The following is a 17,449-nucleotide window of genomic DNA, read 5'->3' on the forward strand; positions in this document are numbered from 1 at the left end:
CTCGACGGGCCGACGGGCTAGCCTCGCGGCTGTGACCCCGCACCTGCTCGACCGCGCCACCGCCCGCCGGATCGCCGTCCGCGCTCAACTGCTCGACGCCCACCGGCCGGCCGACCTCCTGTCGACTGTGGATCGGCTGACGTTCCTACAGATCGACCCGACCGCCGCGGTCGCACCCAACGCCGACCTGGTGGCCTGGACCCGCCTGGGCGCCGGCTACCACCCGAACGACCTGGTCCGCGCCCTCGAACACGAGCGCAGCCTCTTCGAGCACCGGGCCATGATCAGGCCGATGGCCGACCTGGCCCTGCACCTCGCCGAGATGGCCGCCTGGCCCCCCGACGCCCGACGCCGGGACTGGCTGGCCGCCAACGACAGCTTCCGCCGCTACGTGCTGGACGTGCTGCGCGACGCCGGCCCCCGGCTCAGCCGGGACATCGAGGACCGCAGCGTCGTGCCATGGCCGTCCAGCGGCTGGACGAACAACCGCAACGTCACCCAGATGCTGGAGTTCCTCGCCGCCCGGGGCGAGGTCGCCGTCGCCGGGCGGGCCGGCCGCCAACGTACCTGGGACCTGGCTCAACGGGTCTACCCGGCCACCGCCGCGGTCTCCGCCGAGGAGGCCGCGCGGCGACGCGCCGAACGGCGGCTGGGTTCGCTCGGCGTCGCCCGGGCGGCCGTGGTCGGCGACGCGGGCGAGCCGGCGCGGATCGAGGGTACATCCGGCGTCTGGCGGGTCGCCCCGGCCGCGCTGGACGACGCGCCGTTCACCGGCCGCACCGCATTGCTCTCCCCCTTCGACCGGCTCGTGCACGACCGGGTCCGCGCCAAGGAGCTGTTCGACTTCGACTACCGGCTGGAGATGTACGTGCCGAAGACGCAGCGGCGCTGGGGCTACTTCGCCCTGCCGGTGCTGCACCACGACCGGCTGGTGGGCAAGGTCGACGCGACCGCCGACCGCAGGGCGTCGGTGCTGCGGGTCGACGCGATCCACCCGGACGTGCCCTTCACCCCGGAGCTGACCGCCGCCGTGCACGCCGAGATGGCCGCGCTCGCGTCCTGGTCGGGCCTGCGCGATCTGCGCCTCCCGGCCCGCTGAGGACCGCGTCGTAGCAGCCCAGCCGGGAATCGGCCATCGGACGGCGCGTCCCCTTTGCGGGGACCGGTGGCCGGTCCGGGAGGGACTGCTCAGGTGGATCATCAACGGCCCGGATGCAGGACGCGACTCCATATGCGAGCCTCGACGGACCGTACCCGCTGCCCGCCCGCTCCGGTGGACAGCGGCCCGAGCTGGGGAGAGAGAATCGTGGGCAACCTTGACATCGCGCTGAAGAACGCGATGGACATCGACGGCGCGATCGGGGCCGCGCTCGTCGACTACACCAGTGGCATGACCCTCGGCGTCGCCGGAGGCACCGGCGAGATCGACCTGACCGTCGCCGCCGCCGGCAACACCGACGTCGTACGCGCCAAGCTGCGCACCATCGAGATGCTCAAGCTCGACGACGAGATCGAGGACATCCTGATCACGCTCGGCAGCCAGTACCACCTGATCCGCCCGCTGAGCAACCGCACCGGCAAGGGCCTGTTCCTCTACCTGATGGTGAGCAAGAGCCGGGCCAACCTCGCGATGGCCAGACACCAGCTGCGCGCGATCGAGGAGAGCCTGGAACTGTGAGCCGGGTGGACGACCTCCCCCGCCGTACGCGCCCTGAGGCCGGCACCCTGCCGCCGCCACGCGCGCTCCCACAGTCGCTGGCCGGCAACCCGGCGCTGCCGTACCCGGCCATCGGTCAGGAACTCTCCGCGCTGCGGTTGCAGATCCCCGGCGTGCACGGCTGCGTCCTCGGCGGCGTCGACGGCCTGCTCGTCACGCACAACCTGCAGAACGGCGCCGACCCGGACGACCTGGCCGCGCTCGCCGCCACCATGTACGGGCTCGGCCGTCAGGTCGGGTTCCGGCTCGGACAGGGCGACTTCCAGCAGTCCACGGTGCGTAACGCCGGCGGCTACCTCAGCGTGTACGCGATCAACGGGCACGCGCTGCTCGCCGTGATCGGCACGGACAGCATCAACGTGGCGCGGCTGCACCTGCACGCCCCGACCGCAGCGGCCCGGCTCGCCGAACTGCTCGACGGCGTCAGCCCGGCCACGTCCTGACGTACGCCGGTCGTCTCGGTCCCACCCGTCCGGACCGCAGGCGGCCGGCGTACCTCCGGGTTCTGCCGTCCGTGTGGCGCGGCGGTAGCGCGGCGCGGCGGTGGGTGCGGTGGGTCAGGCGCCGAAGCGGCCGGCCCACGCGGTCACGTCGGCCACGGTGGCGTTGCCGCCGCAGACCACCAGGCCCAGCCGGGCGTCGCCGCCCACCCGCTCGACCACCCGGCGGGCGGCAGGCAGCAGGCACCCAGCGGCCGGTTCGGCCCACACCTTGGCGTGCTCGGCCAACTCGACGGTGCCCCGCACCGCCTCGGCGTCGGAGACCACGAGAACATCGCTGACCAGCGCGGTCACGTGGTCGTAGGTGAGCTGCGAGACGCTCGGCGCGCTGAGCGTGGTCACGATCGACGACAGCGGCACCTCGACCGGGCCGCCCTTCGCGATCGCCTGCGACATCGCCTGCGCGCCCTCGGTCTCCACGCCCCAGATCCGTACCCCCGGCCGCAGCGCCCGCAGCGCCGCCGCCACGCCCGAGATCAGCGCGCCCCCGCCGATGCTGACCAGCACGTCGGTCAGCTCACCGGCGTCGTCGGCGAACTCCAGGCCGACAGTGCCCTGCCCGGCGAGCACGATCGGGTCGTCGAACGGGTGCAGCAGCGTCACGCCTTCGTCCCGCAACCGGTTCATCAGCGCGAACGCGCCGGCCATGTCCTCGGTCAGGCGCACGTCCGCGCCCGCCGCGCGGGCCACCTCGACCGCGCGCGCCGGCGCCGTGCGGGGCATGACCACCGTCGCCGCCACCCCGAGGGCACCGGCCATGACCGCGACGGCGATGCCGTGGTTGCCGCCGCTGACCGCCACCACCCCGGCCGCACGCTCGGCGTCGTCGAGCGCGAGCAGCTTCGCCGCCGCACCCCGGGCCTTGAACGATCCGGTACGTTGCAGCAGCTCCAGCTTGGCCGTGACCGGTACGCCGAGCAGCTCGGTCAGTCCCGGGCTGGGCAGGGTCGGAGTGTGCACCACGACGTCGGCGATCCGGTCGGCGGCCGCCTGGATGTCCGCAAGCTCGATCACCACCGAAGCGTGCCACACCGGCCTCGTGCCCCACACGGACCTCGTGCCCCACGCCGCCCTCGTTCGCCGGCGCTCGCCGATCTTGGAGTTATGGCGCCCAGAACGCCCCATCCACGAAGTTCGTGAGGTGCCACAACTCCAAGATCGCTGGAGCCGGGGGCGGCCGTTCGATCACGGTCACGATCGGCTGGCGGCCACCTCGGCGTCACTGCGGAGGATGCAGAACTCGTTGCCCTCCGGGTCGGCGAGCACCACCCAGCCGGTGCCGTCGGTCTCCCGCCGGTCGGCCACCACTGCCGCCCCCAGCCCGGTCAGCCGGGCCAACTCCTCGTCCCGCGTCCCCTCGGCCGGGCGCAGGTCGAGGTGAATGCGGTTCTTGACCTGCTTGGCGTCCGGCACCTCGAGGAAGAGCAGGCGATGCCGCCCGTCCCGCGAGTGGATCATGCACTCCTCGTGGCCCGGCTCGTTCGGGTCGTCCGGGTCCTCGCGGTAGTCGAGGACGGATGCCCACCAGCGGGACAGGGCGTAGGCGTCGGCACAGTCCACAGTGGTGTGGGAGACGTACGAGGTCATGACCGGATCATCGCAAGGTCTGGTGGGGGATGTTCCCCCGCGTCGAGGACGGGTACTCCCGATCGTGCGTATCGACATCGACATCGACGAGCCGATGGCCGCAGAACTGTTCTGGGAGGGCATGCGGGAGGTGGCAGCCGGGGCCGCCCGGCATCAGGACGACGACCTGTACCGGGCGATCGTCAAGATCGGCCGGGGTGCGCTGGCTCAGGGCGGCGAGCTGGTGCCGCAGTGCGGTCTTTTCCTCCGGTGCCCGGTCTGCGAGGCGGTGGCGGGCCAGCGGTGCATCAACGTGCCGCGTCACCCGCTCCGCGACGACCTCCTCCATCCGGAACGCGTCGAGCTGGCCGGGCTGGTACTGAGGGGAGAAGCACCGCTGCCCCCGCCATTACGGGAATGAATGAGCTGGTCCGAGGTCGGCGGTGACACTCACCAGCGCGAATCGTTCCGGTCCCCGAGCGCAGATGATGCACTCGCGCAGCGGCGACGGCACCTCGACCGACTCGTCTGCCATCGCCGCTGCTCCCCGAGCCCGCCGCGAACGGTGGCGGGTAGCGATGCCAGACGCCACGGCGGCTTGCACTCCTGCGGATTCGGCGGCCACTCCGCAGCCATAGCCGCGCTTCCACCGGCCGGGACCGGCCGCCTTCGGCTGTCAGTCGTCGAACTCGAACCCGCGCGCTTCGGCGTCGGTGACCAGTCGCCGCATGCGCTCGCCGTCGGTGGCGACCGTGTTCATCAAGTCCTCCAGCTCTTGCAGCGCGCCTCGATGGGTGCCGTAGGCGCAGAACATGCCGGCCTCAGGGTCGTAGGCGAAACGACCTTCGAGCGTCGCGGCCTCGGTGCTGACAAGAACTTCCGCGACGCCTGCCCAGAAGTAGCCGTTGGCCTCGTGACCAAGCTCCCCGATCACACTGTCAACCGGAGTAGTCCCGGCATCCAGCAGCAGCGAATACTGCCCCGGAGTGGTCTCGATCAGCCTGAGCAAGGTCATCTTCGAAGCCTGCCAGTGCTCGGTGGTCGTGGCAAGATCCTAGAGATCACCCGTGAGTTCCGGTCAGAGCTGGTGAGGGAACCGCTCTGAGCTGGTGGGCGACGGACGAGTCGACCTGTACGCCGGATTCTGTGCCCGGCACGCCCGCAGGCGCGCCGGCGGCGGCCATCCATCTCGGCCTGCCGTCGCCGGCAGGCTCCAGCGGCCTACCCGCAGACATCGGGCGGGCAGCCCTCAAGCGTCTGCGCGGGTCGTCATCTTGCGGTGACGGCCCTTTCTTGGCCTTGCTCCGGGTGGGGTTTACCGAGCCACCCCGGTCACCCGGGGTGCTGGTGGGCTCTTACCCCACCGTTTCACCCTTACCGTCCCGTTACGGGGCGGCGGTCTGTTTTCTGTGGCACTGTCCCGCGGGTCACCCCGGGTTGCCGTTAGCAACCACCCTGCCCTGTGGAGTCCGGACGTTCCTCGGCGACGGGCCGGAGCCCGTCGACGCGACCGCCCGGCCGACTCGTCCGTCGCGCCCTCATCCTAACGACGCACCCGCCGCGCCCATTTCCACCCCGCCCACCATCTCGTCCACCACTTCGGGGAGGTGGCGGCATCAACCGACCCGGGACACCGCCACTTCCCCGAACTGGCGCGATGCACGCTCGCCCGCCCGACCGACTAGCCTCGGGGGACCATGGATCTCTCCGACGCCGCGCTCCTGATCGCCGCCGGTCTCGCCGCGGGCACTGTCAACGCGGTGGCCGGTGGTGGCTCGCTGATCACGTTCCCGGCGATGATCGCCACCGGCCTGCCGCCGGTGGCGGCCAACGTCTCGAACTCGGTGTCGGTCTTCCCGGGGTACGTGGCGAGCGTGGCGGGCAGCCGGGTGGACCTGCCGCGCGGGCGGGAACTGTGGTCGCTGCTGCCCACCGCAGTCCTCGGCACGATCGCTGGATGCGTGCTGCTGCTGGCGACCCCGGCGCGGGCGTTCGAGCTGGTGGTGCCGTTCCTCGTGCTGGGCGCGACGTCGGTGCTCGCGTTCCAGGGGCCGCTGCGCCGGCTCGTCGGCCATCCGGAACGGTTGGGCGCGCGCCGTCGTACCGTCACGGTGCAGACCATGGTCGCGGTCGGCACTGTGTACGGCGGCTACTTCGGCGCGGCGCTCGGGGTGATGCTGGTGGCCGGGCTGGCGCTGGTGCTGGACGCGACGCTGGCCCGGGTGTCGGCGGTGAAGAACCTGCTCTCGGCGGTGGTGGGGCTGACCACGCTCGTGGTGTTCGCCCTGTTCGGTCCGGTGAACTGGGCGGCGGTCGCGGTGGTCGCGCCGGCCACCCTGTTCGGGGGATACGCGGGCGCGCGGCTGGCCCGCCGGCTCCCGCAGGTGGTGTGGAAGACGGTGATCGTGGCGTTCGGCACGACCATCGGCTTCTACCTGCTGTGGCGCGCGCTGACCTGACACCGACGGGCCAGGGCAGACCCGGTCAGTACGCCTCCCCCACCGGTTCCTCCGGTGCGTGCTCGGCCCGGCGGGCGGCCCGGTTCCAGATGACCCGTTCGCCGTAGCCGGTCGCCATGAGGTGACCGAACGCGAGGTAGGCGACCACACCGGCGGCGAGCACGCCGAAGCCGACCCAGAACGGCAGCGCCAGGGAGTGCTCGGCCAGCTTGCCGGAGATGATCGGCGCGGGCGCGGCGGCGCCCCAGCGGACCAGGTTGAACGCGCCGGTGGCGACGCGCCGGTCGGCGGAACCGAGCCCGAGCGCCAGGTCGGTCAGGTTGGCGTTGGCGAGGCCCATGAACAGGCCGGCCACCACGAGGACGACGAGCGACATGGCGGTGCCGGTGGACGTGGCGAACAGGACCATGCAGATCAGCAGGCCGAGCAGTGCCACGCCGACTGTCTGCACCGCGCCGATGCGGTGGGCGAGCCGGTGCCCGATCAGCAGAATGCCGGCGGCCAGGCCGAGGCCCCAGCCGGTGAACGCCAGGCCCAGCGGGATGACGTCGAGGCGCAGGAACAGCGGCGTGTAGCCGAGCACGACGAAGAAGACGAAGTTGTATGCGGCGGTGACCACGCACAGCGTCACGAACGCGGACCTGCGGTAGGTGGCGAAGATCTGGCCGACGCGTACGGGGGGCTGCTTGTGGGCGGGTTCGCGCAGTTTGCGGGCGGCGACGCCGAGCGCCAGCACCATGAACACGCCGCAGACGAAGAACGGCAGCCGCCAGCTGACCTCGCCGAGCAGGCCGCCGATCAGCGGGCCGACCGCGAAGCCGAGCCCGAGGGCGGTCTCGAACAGGCCGACCACCCATTCCCTGTCGTTCGCGAGGTTGACCAGCACCACCATGGCGGTGGCGAAGAACATCGCGTTCCCCAGCCCCCAGACGCCGCGCAGCACCGACAGTTGCACGATGTCGTTGCTGAACGAGGCTCCGATGGCGGCCAGGCCGACGACGGAGACGCCGGTGACGAGCACCGGCTTGAAACCGAACCGCCCGCTGGCGAGCGTAACCGGGATCATGCCGACGGCCATGACCGCGATGTACGCGGTGAAGAGCAGCTCGACCTGCCAGGCGGTGACGCCGATCGCCTCGCCGATGGCGGGCAGGATCGGGTCGACCACGGCGATGCCGGCGATGGCGAGGAACGCGACGAGCGTGGTGGCGTAGACGGCACTGCGGTTGGGCTCGGATCGGCGATCCACTCCGCAACCCCCCAGATAGCTGTATCGTACAGATACTTTCCCTGTATCCTACAGCTATGAGCGAGGACGTCCACGCCGCCGAGGTCACCCTCGGCCGGATCGAAACCGAGGTGGCGCTGCTGATGCGCCTGGGCGAGGCCACCCGCCGGGGCACCGGCACGACGGAGCACCGCCTGCTGGACCGCGCCGCGTACGTGATCCTGCGCCATCTCGACGCGGCCGGCCCGCAGAACGTGTCGGCGCTCGCCGCCCGGCTGAACCTGGACGGCTCCACTGTCACCCGGCAGGTCTCCGCGCTCCAGCGCGACGGGCTGATCTCGCGTACCCCCGACCCGGCCGACGGGCGCGGCACGGTGATCTCCGCGACGGCGGCCGGGCTCCAGCGGATGGCCGCCGTCCGGTCGGCCCGCACCCGGCTGTACGGCGACATCCTCGCCGCCTGGCCCGAGGCGGACCGGGAGACGCTCGCGGAGATGTTGCACCGCCTCAACGAGGCGCTCGACGCGCGTAACCGACGCCGCTGAGGCGTTAGGAAGGGCCCCTTATTATGCAGAATGCGTCAATAAGGGGCCCTTCCTTTCATGCCACGGGTTCGCGTGCGGAGTCCGCGTCGCGGTCGGCGCCGGGAGTGACGCGCGGGTCGCCCTCGTCGGCGAAGTAGTCGTCCGGCGTGGTGTGGTCGGGGCCGTCGGCCACCTTCGCGGCGCGCAGCACCAGCGTGAGCAGCGCGGCCACCACCAGGTTCACCAGCACCGCGACGATGCCGACGTAGATGGTCTTCGGTGTGTCGAAGCCGAACTTCTCCAGCGGGAACGCCGACCCGGCGAAGTGTTTCTTCCCGGTCGCCGGGTTGCCGATCTGGTAGAGCATCCACATGCCCAGGCCCATGCCGGCCGCCCAGCCGGCGATCAGCGCACCCCGGTGGAACCAGCGGGTGTAGAGGCCCAGCGCCACCGCCGGCAGCGTCTGGAGGATGATCACGCCGCCGATGAGCTGGAGGTCGATCGAGAACTGCGGGTCGAGGAAGACGATGCAGGCCACCGCGCCGACCTTCACCACCAGCGAGGTGATCTTCGAGACGTTCGCCTCCTGCGCCGGGGTGGCGTCCCGCTTCAGGTACTCCTTGTAGATGTTGCGGGTGAACAGGTTCGCCGCCGCGATCGACATGATCGCCGCGGGGACCAGTGCGCCGATGCCGATGGCGGCGTACGCCACCCCGGCGAACCAGTCCGGGAACTGCTGGTCGAACAGCAGCGGCACCACCGTGTTGCCGTCGGTCGTGCCCTCCCTCGCGCCGGGCAGCGGCTGCACGTTCGCTGCGATCGCCATGTAACCGAGCAGCGCGATCAGCCCCAGCAGCAGGCTGTACGCGGGCAGCGCGGACATGTTCCGCTTGATCACGTCGCGGTTCCGGCTGGCCAGCACGCCGGTGATGCTGTGCGGGTAGAGGAACAGCGCCAGCGCCGAGCCGAACGCCAGCGTCACGTACTGGATCTGGTTGTTCTGGTTGAGCAGGATGCCGTCGCCGGGTGCGGGTGACGCCTGGAACTTCGCGTCGGCCGCGTCGAAGATGGCGCCCCAGCCACCGAGCTTGTACGGCAGCCAGATCACCGCGACCAGGATCACGACGTAGATCAGCGAGTCCTTGACGAACGCGATGAGCGCCGGGGCGCGCAGGCCGGACTGATACGTGTACGCGGCCAGGATCGCGAACGCGATGATGATCGGCAGGTGCCGGGCCAGCGCGCTCTCCCCGGTGACGCCCATGGTCTTGAGCACCGCCTCGATGCCGACCAGTTGCAGCGCGATGTACGGCATGGTGGCGACGATGCCGGTGATCGCGACCAGCAGCGCCAGGATCGGCGAGCCGAACCGGTTGCGGACGAAGTCGGCGGGGGTGACGAACCCGTGCCGGTGCGAGACCGACCAGAGCCGGCACAGCACCAGGAACACCAGCGGGTAGATGACGATCGTGTACGGCACGGCGAAGAAGCCCGCCGCGCCGGCCCCGAAGATCAGCGCCGGGACGGCCACGAACGTGTACGCGGTGTACAGGTCACCGCCGACCAGGAACCAGGTGATCCAGCCGCCGAAGCTGCGCCCGCCCAGCCCCCACTCGTCCAGGTGGGCCATGTCCGTCGGTCTGCGCCACCGCGCCGCCACGAAACCCATGGCGCTGACCAGCAGGAACAGCAGCGTGAAGACGATGATCTCGGTGAGGTGGTCCCGCCACATCAGTGGTCACCCCGCTTCTTGGTCATCTGGTAGACCAGCGTGGTGGTGCCGACGCCCAGCAGGATCCAGACCAGTTGCAGCCAGTAGAAACGCGGGAACCCGAACAGGCGGGGCGAGTCGGCGTTGAACAGTGCCGGGATCAGCGGCACCACGATCGGGATGAAGAGCAACCAGTTCCAGGGACTCTTGTCCTTCGCCCTGGATCGCGCCGTGTCGAGCGCCTCCGGTTCCGGTTCGGACATGTGACACCCTCCAGGCGTTCGTAGCGGGCCATGTGACGGCCGGAGGCTACGACCCTGTGACGGGGGTCACGTCCGATCGGGTGATGTCGATGCGCCGAACGGCCGCCGGCATGCGCCGAACGGCCGTCAGACGTCCGTGAGGTGCGAGGTGTCGTTCACGGAGCGGACCGCGACGCCGCCGTCCGGGTACAGGTCCAGCACCGAGATGCCCGCCGTGTCCAGGTAGAGCCGGTGCAGGAACGCGTCGCCGGCGGCGAGCGCGTCGCGCAGCACCAGCTTGATCGGCGAGACGTGGGAGACCACCACGACCGTCTCCCCCGGGTACGCCGACCGCAGCCGGTCGACCGCCCGTCCGGTCCGCTCGGCGACTGTCACGAACGACTCGCCCCGCGGCGGGGCCACCCGGGTGGAGGCGAGCCAGGCGTCCAGCTCAGCCGCCCAGCCCTCGCGTACCTCGGCGAACGTGTGCCCCTCCCAGACCCCGAAGTCGCACTCGATCAGGTCGTCGTCGGTGCGTACCGGCGGGTCGCCGACCTGCGCGGCGACCGCCTCGGCGGTGGCCGTACACCGGGACAGCGGGGAACTGACCACGGCGGCGACGGACGGCGCCAGCGCGGCCACGCGGGCGGCGGTGGCCCGGGCCTGGGCCCGGCCGCGCGCGGTGAGCGGCACGTCGGCCCGGCCGGAGTAGCGCTTCTGCACGGTGCGCTCGGTCTCGCCGTGCCGCACCAGGATCAGCCGGGTGGCCTCCTCGGTCGGGCGCGGCTCCCAGGAGGCCGGCGTGGTGGCCGGGTCGGTGCCGGTGGCCCGCACGACCGCCGCCTCCCGTGCGCCCGGCTCGGGCGCGGCGACGCCACGCGGCACGACCTGGGCCGGTGCGGCGCCGGATGCGGCGGCGTCCATGGCCGCGTTGGCCAGGGCGTCGGCGTGGCGGTTGCGGTCGCGGGGCACCCAGGTGAACCGTACGGCGGTGAAGCGGCTGACCAGCCCGGCCGCCTGGGCCGCGAGCGGACGCAGCCCGGGGTGCTTGATCTGCCAGCGGCCGCACATCTGCTCGACCACCAGCTTGGAGTCCATCCGCGCCTCGACCTCGGCGGCGCCCAGCTCGGCGGCGGCCTCCAGTCCGGCGATCAGGCCGCGGTACTCGGCGACGTTGTTCGTCGCCGTACCGATCGACTCGGACCGCTCGGCCAGCACCTCACCGGTCTCCGGATCCCGGACCACGGCGCCGTAACCGGCCGGACCGGGGTTGCCCCGGGAGCCGCCGTCGGCCTCGATCACGACCGCGCGCACCGCCACGGCGGCTACAGGCCCGACTCGTTGGTCCGGACCATGATCCGCCGGCACTCCTCGCAGCGGACCACGTCGTCCGGGTCGGCCTTGCGGATGCGGGCCAGGTCGGCGCCGGACATCTCCAGCCGGCAGCCGCCGCAGCGACCACCGGTGAGCAGCGCGGCGCCCATGCCGGTGTCCTCGCGGATCCTGTCGTAGAGGCCGATCAGGTCCGCCGGGAGGTCACCGGCGAGCGGCTGGCGGGCGGTGCGCTTGAACTCCTCCTCCTTGGCGATCTCCGCCAGGGTCTCGTCGCGGCGCTGCTCAGTCGCGGCGCGGCGCTCGCGGGCCGCCGCGAGCCGGCTCTCGACGCCGTCGAGCACGCCCTGCGCGGTCTCCCGCTGCTCCATCAGCTCCAGCTCGGCGTCCTCCAGGTCGCTCTGCCGGCGGTTCAGCGAGTTCAGCTCGTGCTGGAGCGCCTCCAGCTCCCGGGCCGGGCCGCTGCCCGAGGCCAGCCGGGCCTCGTCCTTGCTCTTGCGCGCGCGCACCTGGTCGACGTCCTTCTCGATCCGGGCGATGTCCCGGTCCAGGTCGTCGACCGCCACCTGGGCGCGGACCCGCTCGTCCTCCAGCGCGGACAGCTCACGCGCCAGGGCCTCCAGCTCGGCGCGCTCCGGCAGGGTGCGGCGGCGGTGCGCGAGCTGGGCCAGCGCGGTGTCGATCGCCTGGAGGTCGAGCAGGCGGCGCTGCACCTTCGGGTCAGCCTTCACGTCGGGGCTCCTTGTCGTTCGGCCGGGGCGCGGCGGCGTGCACGGTCCACGGGTCGGTGTCCAGGTCGGACACCACGGTCTCGACGTCCAGCTCGGCGGCCAGGTAGGCGGCCAGGTCGTCCAGCCAGGGTCGCTCCGTCGCCCAGTGGGCGGCGTCCAGCAGCGCCGGGCCACCGGCGGCGAGGTGTTCCCCGGCGGGGTGGTGGCGCAGGTCCGCGGTGAGGAACGCGTCCACCCCGGCCGCGGTCGCCTCGGTGAGGAAGCCGTCCCCCGAGCCGCCGCTGACGGCGAGGGTACGAACCATACGCCCGGGATCCCCGGCGGCGCGAACTCCCCAGGCGGTGACCGGGAGCACGGCGGCGGCCAGCCGGGTCAGCTCGGCGAGCGTCATCGGGGTGGGCAGCTCGCCGATGCGGCCGATGCCCCGGCCGGGCCCGGCCGCGGGCGAGCCGGGGCGGGGCGGGTGCAGCGGGCGCAGCCCGGTCAGCCCGAACCGGGCGGCGAGCGCGTCGGACACCCCCGGGTCGGCCACGTCGGCGTTCGTGTGCGCCACGTGCAGCGCGACGTCCGCCTTGATCAACCGGTGCACGATCCGGCCCTTGTACGTGGTGGCGGCCACCGACGAGACGCCGCGCAGCAGCAGCGGGTGGTGCGCGACGATCATGTCCGCGCCGGCGTCGAGCGCCTCGTCCACGGTCTCCGGGACCACGTCCACCACGCAGGCGACCCGGCGCACCGGGCGGTCGGGCTCGCCCAGCACCAGGCCGACCCGGTCCCACTCCTCGGCCCAGGCGGGCGGATAACGGCGGTCCAGCGCGGCCACGACGCCGGCGACGGTTGTGCTCACGGGCGGCCAGCTTACCGGCGTCCGGGCCGGTACACGCCGACCGCCGCGGGGCGAGGCCCCCGGCGTCCGCCGGGGGCCGCACCCACAGTGCCTCAGCCGACCTGGGCGACCGGCCGGTCCGCGCCGCGCAGGGCGGCCAGGCCGGCGTCCCAGGGGAAGGCGTCCGCGCGCCGCTCCCCCGTGCCGGGCGGGTGCAGGCGTACGACGTGGTCGCCGAAGACCACCCGGACGCCCCACTGCGAGAGCCGGTCGAGGCCGGCCCGGAACGCCGGGTGCGCGGCCATCGCCTCGTTCGTGTACGGGACGGCAGCGATCGGCACCCCCATCCCCTGCGCCTCGACCAGCAGGCCCAGCGCCAGGGTGTCGGTGATGCCGACCGCCCACTTGTTGATCGTGTTGACGGTGGCCGGGCACACCAGCATGGCGTCGGCCGGGGGCAGTACGTCCGGATCACCCGGGTTCTTGTAGTGCGTACGGACCGGATGGCCGGTCTGCCGGGCCAGCTCCGTCCGGTCGACGAACTTCGCGCCGTCCGGCGTGGTGACCACGCAGACCGTCCAGCCCTCCCGCTGGGCGAGGTCGACCAGCCGGCCGACGTGACGGGCCAGCGGCGAACCGCAGGCGATGACGTAGAGCACCCGCCGGTGCCCGTTGGCGGTCTCCGGACCGCTCATACTCCGACTCCCATGTGCTCAGCCAACTCCGCGATCGGCGGAGGCGGCGCACCACGTGTGCGACGGAGAATCTCGGACATCAATTCGTGCGCTATCGGCCGGCACCGGATCTCGGACGGCGCGAGCCGGTCACCGCGCAGCAGCATGTCCCCGGCGTTGGCGACGTCACCGATCTGGGAGTAGCCCCGGGCCAGGTCGAGCAGGTGGTGCGCGCGCCGCTCCGGCAGCAGCGCGTTGAACGCGGGCTCGGCCAGCCGCAGGTGGGTCTCCACCGCCCGGCCGCCGTCGCCCAGCTCGACCGCCGCCGCCGCGCGGTGCAGCTCCAGGTTGGTCGGGCCGAAGGAGGTCCAGTAGTGGTTGTGGTCGCCACCGAGCAGCCTGGCCGCCTCGTCGGCACCGGTGAGCAGGTCGTCCACCGTCGCCGAGTCGCCGATCCGGGCGGCCGCCATCGCGCCCTGGAGCAGCAGCATGCCGTACACGGAGAGCCGTTCCGGCCCGACGTCGTTGTCGCCGCCGGGCGCGAGCCGGCCCGCGATGCGGACGTTGAGCTCCAGCGCCGGGCGGGGGCGGCCCATCGCGACGAGCGCGTTGCACACCCGTGTGGTGGCGATGCCGGCCAGCAGCGGGTCGTCGGCCCGCTGGGCCACCGCCATCGACCGGTCGGCGGCGAGCCAGGCGAGGTCGCACTCGCCGAGCTTGCGCAACACCGAGGAGGCGATCTGGTAGACCTGCCCGAGCAGGTGGGCCGCCTCGCGTACCTGGTCGTCACCGGCGTAGCCGGCGTCCGCCGCCTGGGCGTCGCGCAGCAGCTTGGGCAGCGCGCGGGTGAGCATGCCGTACCGGCCGTACTGGTAGGTGAGCCAGGCGTGGTTGACGGCCTTGCGCATGTCGGCCAACGGCGGGGGGTAGGGCGCCGCGTCGAAGTAGGCGCTCATCGAGTCGTACCGCTCCAGGGCGGTACGGATCTCCTCCACCTCGACCTGGTCGATGCAGTTGAGCGCGTCGGTACGCCGCTCCGGATCCTTGCCGTGCAGCAACTGCACGTCGATCTGGAGGATGTCGGCGATCTCGTAGAGCACGGAGAACTTGTCCAGCCGGCGGACGCCGCGCTCCACCTTGTCCACCCAGCTCTTGGACTTGCCGAGCCGGTCGGCGAAGACCTGCTGGGACATCTTGCGGCGGCTCCGCCAGTACGCCACCCGCCGGCCTATGGGCAGTTCGTCCATTCCTGCTCCCTCCCCCTCGCGGCGCCGGCCGGTCCCCCCACGTCCCTCAGGCTCGCGCCGATCGCACAGGTTGTGCGTCCACCGTCCAGCCAGTTCTCGTAGTTTTCGTGCAAGTTGCACCGACCGTTAGTCACCTCAACGAGCGTGGGTTACGGCAGTGACGGCTTTCGACGTGTGGCTTGTGGACGGTTCCGCGGGACCAGAGGGGACGGCAGACATGTGGAGGAACGTCCGGCCACGCGTCGCTCACCTGTCGCCGCTGGAACGGGTCCGGCTGCGCCGCGTCGCGGTGCGGTACGCGCTGCACGGCTGGCCGGTCACCCCCGGTGCATGCCTGGCCAACAGCCGGTTCGTCTGCGGCCGGGCCGGCTGCCCGACGGTGGGCTGCCACCCGGCGCTGGAGGACTGGGAACACGCCGCCAGCGCCGACCCGGCCCGCGTGGCCACCTGGTGGCGCAGCCGCCCGCACGGCATCCTGCTGCCCACCGGCCGCGCCTTCGACGTCCTGGAGGTCGCCGCCCACCTGGGCCGCCAGGTCCTGGACGCGGTCGCCACCCATCCCGCCGGTTTCGGCGTACGCGGACCGGCGCTGGTCACCCCGACCGGCCGCTGGATGTTCCTGGTCCGGCCCGGCGACCCGCTGCGGCCCGAGCTGGAGCACTGCTTCCACGTGGTACGCCACGGGCCCGGCTCGTGGATCCCCGCTCCGCCGACCCGGCTGCCCGAGGGGACGGTGCGCTGGGTGGTCGCCCCGGAGCAGGCGCGCTGGCAGCTACCCGACTCCTACCTGGTGCAGAACGCGCTGATCGCCGCGTTACGCGCGGCCGGCGTCACCTTCGGCGCGGAACTGCTGCCCGGTCATCTCCCGCTGCCCCGCCGCGGCCGCTGACGTTTCTCCTGGTCATGGTCGGTCCGATGACCCGGACGGGTGGCCGACAGCGACCTCTCCGGCACCGGACTCGTTGAACCTGCCGAGGGCGCGTGTGCGCCAGAGCGGGGGTTTGACCATGTCCAGGGACGACGCTGCCCGCCACACCGGCGGTACCGAGCCGGCGCGGCCCCGCCGCCGCCTGCACCCGTGGGCCTTCACCCGCCCCCTGGGTGTGCGACCCGGCCGCCCCCGCCCGACGGGTTCCCGCCCCGCCATCCTCCACCGCCCCCTCCGCTGACAGCCGGCCTCTCCTCCTCCCTCCCCGCCGCCCACCGCCGTTGATCATGAAGTTGGCGGTGCGACACGCCGGGCGGCGGTGCCGTCAACTTCATGATCGACCGGGCAAGGGTCGGGGCAAGAGGGCGCGGCGGAGGCGGGACAGGTCAGGACGGCGGCAGGGTGGGGAGGGTGCGGGAGTGGTGCAGGTGGGCCTCCTCCGTCACCACGGCGTGCTGCCAGGGGGACGGTAGGCGATCCAGCCAGGCCAGGCCCGGCTCGCCCATGGCGACCGCCGCTGTCGCATACGCGTCGGCCACACCCAGGTCCGGGCCCACCACAGTCACCGAGCGCAGGCCGGTCGCCGGTACGCCCCGGCGCGGGTCCAGCACGTGGTGGCCGCGCTCGTACACACCCGAGGTGGCGACCGCCAGGTCGGTGGCGGTCAGCACCAGACAGGTCGCCGCCGCGTCCCACGGATGACGCACCCCGATCCGCCACGGTTCACCGGTCGCGTCGTGGCCGCGTACCCGCACGTCGCCGCCCGCGTTCACGCAGTGGTTCGGCGCGCCAGCGGCCACCAGCCGATCCGAGGCGACCTGCGCCGCCCAGCCCTTCACGTAGCCGGACGGGTCCAGGCGGCCCGTCGCGTACGCGTCGAAGAACCCGTCGGTGGCGGTCCACAGGTCGGCGCAGGCCGCCAGCACGGCCTGCAGGTCGGCGGAGGCGTCGGCGGCCCGCAGCTCGCCCCGGTCGACCCGGCACACCTCGCTGTCGTCGCGGTACGTGCTGAACCGCGCGTCCACCTCGCGCAGCCAGCCGAACGTGTCCCCGGCCAGCTCGCGCAGGGACTCCGGGGGCAGATCGTCGGCCAGGTCGAGGCTGATCGCCGTACCCATGATGTGCGCGACCCGGCGCAGGCCAGGACGAACAGCGGTCACGCCTTGTCCAGCGCGGCCTGCAACGCCTGCTGGTACGCGGTGCTGGTGTAGGTGGCCCCGGAAACGGTGCTCAGGTTCGCGCTCTGCCGAGCCACCACCTCGCCGGAGGTGCCGCTGTAGCGGGCCTGCACGTCGTCGCTGCGCTGCCCGGACTGCCCGCCCAGCGGCAGTCCGATCCCCGTGGCGTCGACGATCCGGCTGCCGCTGAGCGTGATCCGGACCTGGAGCGAGCCGTACTCGTAGCTGACCGACGGCCCGGTCACCGTACGGGTGGTGACCTTCGGGGCGCTCGTGGTGGTCCGCGGCGCGGCCGGCGTGGTGCGGGTACGCGTACCGCCGCGGCTGGCCGCGCTGCGCTCGGCGCTGGGCTTGACCGTCGGCTTCGCCGAGGCCCGGGGCGTTCCCGTCGGGGTGGCAGCGGGCGCGGAGCCGGTGGGCGACGGCGGCTCGGGCGCGGCCGAACCCCCCGGGGCGACCGGTGCGAGCGCGGCCGGCACGTCCTGGGCGGACGAGCCGACGCCCGGCGCGCCCTTGAGCACCACCAGCGCGGTGGTGCCGACGGCCAGGCCGGTGATCGCGAACAGCGCGCGACGCATGGCGGTGC

At 72.5% G+C, this 17,449-nt stretch carries 20 protein-coding genes and 1 other RNA gene; 7 read left to right on the forward strand and 14 right to left on the reverse strand.

The window, feature by feature from the left end:
- Nucleotides 1-31 precede the first annotated feature (31 nt).
- The 3 genes from KSK32_RS03555 to KSK32_RS03565 all read left to right on the forward strand — a co-directional run bounded on the left by KSK32_RS03555 (nucleotide 32) and on the right by KSK32_RS03565 (nucleotide 2,160).
- On the forward strand, nucleotides 32-1,099 hold the full coding sequence (locus KSK32_RS03555) for a DNA glycosylase AlkZ-like family protein (protein WP_216928424.1): 1,068 nt from the start codon (nucleotides 32-34) through the stop codon (nucleotides 1,097-1,099).
- A 207-nt stretch (nucleotides 1,100-1,306) separates the two neighbouring features.
- Nucleotides 1,307-1,678, forward strand: a complete 372-nt coding sequence (locus KSK32_RS03560) for a hypothetical protein (RefSeq protein ID WP_216928426.1) — start codon at nucleotides 1,307-1,309, stop codon at nucleotides 1,676-1,678.
- Entirely contained in the window at nucleotides 1,675-2,160 is a 486-nt protein-coding gene (locus KSK32_RS03565) for a roadblock/LC7 domain-containing protein (protein ID WP_216928428.1), read from the forward strand. The genes KSK32_RS03560 and KSK32_RS03565 overlap by 4 nt, the downstream gene beginning before the upstream one ends.
- A gap of 114 nt (nucleotides 2,161-2,274) precedes the next feature.
- On the opposite strand, the gene KSK32_RS03570 is transcribed toward KSK32_RS03565, so the two are convergent.
- Both KSK32_RS03570 and KSK32_RS03575 read right to left on the reverse strand, forming a co-directional pair.
- Nucleotides 2,275-3,231, reverse strand: coding sequence for a threonine/serine dehydratase (locus tag KSK32_RS03570; protein WP_216928431.1), 957 nt, complete (start codon nucleotides 3,229-3,231; stop codon nucleotides 2,275-2,277).
- Nucleotides 3,232-3,408: 177 nt separating this feature from the next.
- Nucleotides 3,409-3,804: a VOC family protein gene (locus KSK32_RS03575; RefSeq protein ID WP_216928434.1), complete on the reverse strand. Its 396-nt coding sequence runs from the start codon at nucleotides 3,802-3,804 to the stop codon at nucleotides 3,409-3,411.
- A gap of 64 nt (nucleotides 3,805-3,868) precedes the next feature.
- Between KSK32_RS03575 and KSK32_RS03580 the strand changes: the two genes are divergently transcribed.
- A complete protein-coding gene (locus KSK32_RS03580; RefSeq protein WP_216928435.1) occupies nucleotides 3,869-4,204 on the forward strand; it encodes a hypothetical protein in 336 nt (111 codons plus the stop codon).
- Between the two features lie 255 nt (nucleotides 4,205-4,459).
- Here KSK32_RS03580 and KSK32_RS03585 read toward each other — a convergent pair whose 3' ends face one another.
- Complete coding sequence (locus tag KSK32_RS03585) at nucleotides 4,460-4,798, reverse strand: immunity 51 family protein (protein WP_216928437.1); 339 nt, start codon at nucleotides 4,796-4,798, stop codon at nucleotides 4,460-4,462.
- Between the two features lie 102 nt (nucleotides 4,799-4,900).
- Nucleotides 4,901-5,309, reverse strand: an RNA gene (gene rnpB, locus KSK32_RS03590) — RNase P RNA component class A.
- A 171-nt stretch (nucleotides 5,310-5,480) separates the two neighbouring features.
- Here rnpB and KSK32_RS03595 point away from each other — a divergent pair.
- Nucleotides 5,481-6,242 carry a sulfite exporter TauE/SafE family protein gene (locus KSK32_RS03595; RefSeq protein ID WP_216928439.1) on the forward strand — a complete coding sequence of 254 codons (762 nt, stop codon included), beginning with the start codon at nucleotides 5,481-5,483 and terminating at the stop codon, nucleotides 6,240-6,242.
- 25 nt (nucleotides 6,243-6,267) lie between these two features.
- On the opposite strand, the gene KSK32_RS03600 is transcribed toward KSK32_RS03595, so the two are convergent.
- On the reverse strand, nucleotides 6,268-7,491 hold the full coding sequence (locus KSK32_RS03600; protein WP_216928441.1) for an MFS transporter: 1,224 nt from the start codon (nucleotides 7,489-7,491) through the stop codon (nucleotides 6,268-6,270).
- 56 nt (nucleotides 7,492-7,547) lie between these two features.
- On the opposite strand from KSK32_RS03600, the gene KSK32_RS03605 reads away from it, so the two are divergent.
- Nucleotides 7,548-8,015, forward strand: coding sequence for a MarR family winged helix-turn-helix transcriptional regulator (locus KSK32_RS03605; protein ID WP_216928443.1), 468 nt, complete (start codon nucleotides 7,548-7,550; stop codon nucleotides 8,013-8,015).
- A 55-nt stretch (nucleotides 8,016-8,070) separates the two neighbouring features.
- Here the strand turns inward: KSK32_RS03605 and mctP are convergent, their stop codons facing one another.
- The 7 genes from mctP to KSK32_RS03640 form a co-directional block, all read right to left on the reverse strand.
- Nucleotides 8,071-9,726 carry a monocarboxylate uptake permease MctP gene (mctP, locus tag KSK32_RS03610; protein WP_216928445.1) on the reverse strand — a complete coding sequence of 552 codons (1,656 nt, stop codon included), beginning with the start codon at nucleotides 9,724-9,726 and terminating at the stop codon, nucleotides 8,071-8,073.
- Nucleotides 9,726-9,968 (reverse strand): DUF3311 domain-containing protein, encoded by a 243-nt coding sequence (locus KSK32_RS03615; RefSeq protein WP_216928447.1) that lies wholly within the window; start codon nucleotides 9,966-9,968, stop codon nucleotides 9,726-9,728. The genes mctP and KSK32_RS03615 overlap by 1 nt, the downstream gene beginning before the upstream one ends.
- Before the next feature lie 126 nt (nucleotides 9,969-10,094).
- The gene (locus KSK32_RS03620; protein ID WP_216928449.1) at nucleotides 10,095-11,267 is read right to left on the reverse strand and encodes a bifunctional RNase H/acid phosphatase; all 1,173 of its coding nucleotides are present in this window, start codon (nucleotides 11,265-11,267) and stop codon (nucleotides 10,095-10,097) included.
- 5 nt (nucleotides 11,268-11,272) lie between these two features.
- Nucleotides 11,273-12,010: a zinc ribbon domain-containing protein gene (locus KSK32_RS03625; RefSeq protein ID WP_216928450.1), complete on the reverse strand. Its 738-nt coding sequence runs from the start codon at nucleotides 12,008-12,010 to the stop codon at nucleotides 11,273-11,275.
- Nucleotides 12,000-12,857, reverse strand: a complete 858-nt coding sequence (locus KSK32_RS03630; protein WP_216928452.1) for a Nif3-like dinuclear metal center hexameric protein — start codon at nucleotides 12,855-12,857, stop codon at nucleotides 12,000-12,002. The genes KSK32_RS03625 and KSK32_RS03630 overlap by 11 nt, the downstream gene beginning before the upstream one ends.
- A gap of 92 nt (nucleotides 12,858-12,949) precedes the next feature.
- Nucleotides 12,950-13,531 (reverse strand): flavoprotein, encoded by a 582-nt coding sequence (locus tag KSK32_RS03635; protein WP_216928454.1) that lies wholly within the window; start codon nucleotides 13,529-13,531, stop codon nucleotides 12,950-12,952.
- Nucleotides 13,528-14,757: a helix-turn-helix domain-containing protein gene (locus KSK32_RS03640; protein WP_216928456.1), complete on the reverse strand. Its 1,230-nt coding sequence runs from the start codon at nucleotides 14,755-14,757 to the stop codon at nucleotides 13,528-13,530. Before KSK32_RS03640 ends, KSK32_RS03635 begins: the two co-directional genes overlap by 4 nt.
- Nucleotides 14,758-14,974: 217 nt before the next feature.
- Here KSK32_RS03640 and KSK32_RS03645 point away from each other — a divergent pair, with 217 nt between their 5' ends.
- Nucleotides 14,975-15,646: a bifunctional DNA primase/polymerase gene (locus KSK32_RS03645; RefSeq protein ID WP_216928459.1), complete on the forward strand. Its 672-nt coding sequence runs from the start codon at nucleotides 14,975-14,977 to the stop codon at nucleotides 15,644-15,646.
- Between the two features lie 425 nt (nucleotides 15,647-16,071).
- Here the strand turns inward: KSK32_RS03645 and KSK32_RS03650 are convergent, their stop codons facing one another.
- A complete protein-coding gene (locus KSK32_RS03650; protein WP_216935777.1) occupies nucleotides 16,072-16,803 on the reverse strand; it encodes an FAD:protein FMN transferase in 732 nt (243 codons plus the stop codon).
- Nucleotides 16,804-16,841: 38 nt separating this feature from the next.
- A complete protein-coding gene (locus KSK32_RS03655) occupies nucleotides 16,842-17,441 on the reverse strand; it encodes an FMN-binding protein (RefSeq protein ID WP_216928461.1) in 600 nt (199 codons plus the stop codon).
- Nucleotides 17,442-17,449 lie beyond the last annotated feature (8 nt).

Source organism: Micromonospora sp. WMMB482 (genome assembly GCF_019038635.1).
In the GTDB taxonomy this organism is placed as follows: domain Bacteria; phylum Actinomycetota; class Actinomycetes; order Mycobacteriales; family Micromonosporaceae; genus Micromonospora; species Micromonospora marina.